4 protein-coding genes are annotated in these 3,056 nt (G+C 60.1%); 2 read left to right on the top strand and 2 right to left on the bottom strand.

The features are described 5' to 3' along the window. A partial coding sequence (locus tag EOC06_RS27470; protein WP_164898761.1) for an aminotransferase class I/II-fold pyridoxal phosphate-dependent enzyme occupies window positions 1-754 on the top strand: 754 nt, incomplete at its 5' end. A gap of 30 nt (window positions 755-784) precedes the next feature. On the opposite strand, the gene EOC06_RS27465 is transcribed toward EOC06_RS27470, so the two are convergent. Continuing rightward, entirely contained in the window at window positions 785-1,111 is a 327-nt protein-coding gene (locus EOC06_RS27465; protein WP_128309250.1) for a DUF736 domain-containing protein, read from the bottom strand. Window positions 1,112-1,845: 734 nt separating this feature from the next. Continuing rightward, window positions 1,846-2,268 (bottom strand): helix-turn-helix domain-containing protein, encoded by a 423-nt coding sequence (locus EOC06_RS27460; protein ID WP_245470126.1) that lies wholly within the window; start codon window positions 2,266-2,268, stop codon window positions 1,846-1,848. A gap of 95 nt (window positions 2,269-2,363) precedes the next feature. Between EOC06_RS27460 and EOC06_RS27455 the strand changes: the two genes are divergently transcribed. Then, window positions 2,364-3,056, top strand: a 693-nt coding sequence (locus EOC06_RS27455; RefSeq protein WP_164898762.1) for an SDR family NAD(P)-dependent oxidoreductase, incomplete at its 3' end; no start/stop codon positions are given.

Below are 3,056 nucleotides of genomic sequence, written 5' to 3'. Positions count from 1 at the left end.
CCGCATGATCGGCGTGAAGCGGACGCCGACCGGTCCGGACCTCGACGATCTCGCCGGCAAGGCCGAGCGCGAGCGTCCGAAGCTGTTCTTCACACAATCGCTTGCGCACAATCCAACCGGCAGCTCGACCAACCTGCCGACCGCTCACTCGATCCTGACGATCGCCGCGCGCTGCGACATGCTGGTGGTCGAGGACGACCCGTTCGTCGACCTGCCGACGGTCCGTGGCGTTGGCCTTGCGCCTCTCGACCAGTTGCGGAACGTCATCTGCGTGCGCACCTTTGCCAAGACGTTGTCGGCCAGCCTGCGCTGCGGCTATATCGCCGCGCGCCCCGACCTTATCGCTTCCCTTGCCGAGTTGAAGATGCTGACGACAGTCAACAGCTCAGGACACATTGAGCGGTTGATCCATGGATTGATCAGTGAAGGTCACTATCGGCGCCACCTCAAGCGTTTGGCGCAGCGTGTGCAGCAGGCCACCGAGACGGTCGTTCCCCGCCTTCAGAAGATGGGTCTTAAGCTCTTTGCCGAGCCGACAGGTGGATACTACGTCTATCTGGAGCTTCCCGAGTATGTCGATGACATCGCCCTCGCCCGGGAAGGCGCTCGCCAGGGGATTTTTATTGCACCTGGTACCGTGTTTTCGCCGGAGCGCCAACCTGCCAAGGCAGGCATCCGCGTCAACATCGCCTGGGCCTCGGATCCTCATTTTTTTGACTTCATGCTGGCAGAGCTTAGGCATCGGCGGACTTGAACAGGACAAAGCCCCGCCTTGCGGCGGGGCTTAGTGCTTGACGGACCACTCCGCGGCGCGTCGTGACCAGATGAGCGAGAAGTCGCCCCCGGTGTCGGTCTCGACCAAGCTCGCGTAGATCGGAGCGGGGAAGTTGGGATCGTCGAGCTTGACGAAGTGGTAGTCGCGGCCCTCGCGCGAGGTCTTCTTCCAGGGCCGCCCCGAACTCGGGGCGCCAGCGAAAATGCGGAAGTCGGGTCTCTTTTCGTTGTCGCCATCGACCGGAGAGAACGTCACAGTCTTGACGTTGAGGTTGAGGGTCTTGACCGAACCGGAGAAACCGTTCGCGGTGCGCGAGAATGTGCCGACCGTAGCCATCGTGGTGGTTCCATCTGTTTTTCTCGGGCCGCACCCATCTCTCGATGGTGGTCGTGAGGCCGGAGACGATCGGTCTGCATCCCGAAGGGGCTGAAACGAAGTAACGGCGGCGCGAGGCTTTCTTGGGCCGCCGAGGAATGGACGCGCAGCGACCAGGGGAAGAGAACGCAGTGACGTCGTTACGGGAAGACGATCGAGACTAAGAGAAGCGAAGGCGGTCTTCAGTCAGACCCAATCCATTCGAGGACGCCGTGGGCGTAGCTTGGAAAGAATACGCGGAAGGAATGCCACAGTGGCTAAGATCAGTCCCGGCCATTGTCGCTTGCTCCGCTGCGCTTCTCTATTTCGGTCAAAGACGCTTCCTCACGCCCGAGGGCGGTGTTGGTCCTACTCCAACCGGTGAAGAAGGGACGTCCGACTTCCCTAATCTTTGGGCTGAATCGTCATCAGCGGGTCGATGAGAGAGAATGGACGCCGCCAGATTAGGCGCGGCACGCACGGGGTCGTAGAAGTCCATGCGCCATAATAGTAATTTCCTCATTCTGGGGAGTAGTTGTTTGGCTCGATCAGCCGCAGGTAAACTCAGTGCGACAGGATGCGAAACCGGCAATTGCCGTGTAAGGTCAGGCCTTAACTTGGGGGAGAACTGGATGCGAACGGCTGTTACCTTGGCGTTCCTGGCCTTTATCAGGGTGTCGTCAGAGCAATAGAAGCCTGCCTGGCCGGGGACGTGATCAGTCTCGAACGCGGTCGTATTCGTCTTGCGCGCGCTCGAGTTCCGGCCCGTAGGTCATCGACCATTCGTAAAGCGCCTCGAACGGTTGCCGAAGGGAGTGGCCGAGCGAAGTGATCGTGTATTCGACACCGACCGGCGTCGTCGTCGTCAGCACTTCACGGCGAATGAGACCGTTACGTTCCAGACGCTTCAGCGCATCGGCGAGCGCCTTGTGCGTGATGCCGTCCAGGCGCCGCATGATCTCGTTGAATCTCGACGGCCTAGTGCACAGAACGGTCAGAATCAGGACCGACCACTTGTTGGCGATCTGCTCAAGTACCGGCCGCGCCTTTTGCACATCTATCAACGCCTCGACGGACACGGGCTTAGGACGACGGGGCGGGCTGACCTTGACGGGCAAGTCTTCAGTCACGGCGGACATAGGTATACTCCTCGATATCTGCTCTAGTTGTAGTGCGTAATTGACCGTAGGTATAGAGCATATATCTTGAGCCATCACTTTTTGATGGAGTTCACATGAGCAGATTGGCAAACAAGATCGCACTGGTTGTCGGCGGTGCCGGCGGTATCGGCGGGGCAGTTTCACAAAGGTTCGCCAGTGAGGGAGCGCAGGTCTATGCGACCAGCCGCAAGGGTGCGGACGGCGCCTTGGAAGCGGCGGGCACCGGCAGCATCCGGACGGTCCTGGCGGATGCAAGCAACAGAGCGGATCTTGAACGTGTATTCGAGCAGATCAGATCGGAACGCGGGCGTATCGACGTGCTCATTGTGAATGCCGGCCTTTCCGAATACGCCCCGCTTGAAGATATTTCGGAGGATCATTTCGACAGGACATTCGGTCTGAATGTGCGCTCCCTGGTTTTCGCAGCACAAGGTGCCGTCAACCTCATGCAGCCAGGCGGAACGATCGTGTTGATCGGCTCTATCGCAGGCGACATCGGCACCAAAGGATATGGCGTCTACGGCGCCACCAAGGCCGCTGTCCGCTCGTTCACCCGCACCTGGGCCAACGAACTTGGTCCCAAAGGCATTCGTGTCAACGTCGTCAGCCCCGGCCCGACCGATACGGCGATGATGGCCGGGGCCTCGCAACAGATTCGAGACGCGCTTTCCAGCATGATCCCTCTCGGGCGCATGGGCCGGCCTGACGAGGTGGCCGCCGCGGTTGTTTTCCTCGCCAGCGACGAGAGCAGTTTCACAACCGGCGCG

Origin of the sequence: Mesorhizobium sp. M7A.F.Ca.MR.362.00.0.0, from assembly GCF_004023175.1 — a bacterium.
Taxonomy (GTDB): Bacteria; Pseudomonadota; Alphaproteobacteria; order Rhizobiales; family Rhizobiaceae; genus Mesorhizobium.
Note: the sequence above shows the minus strand (reverse complement) of the source record. Positions and strands in the feature narration are given on the sequence as shown.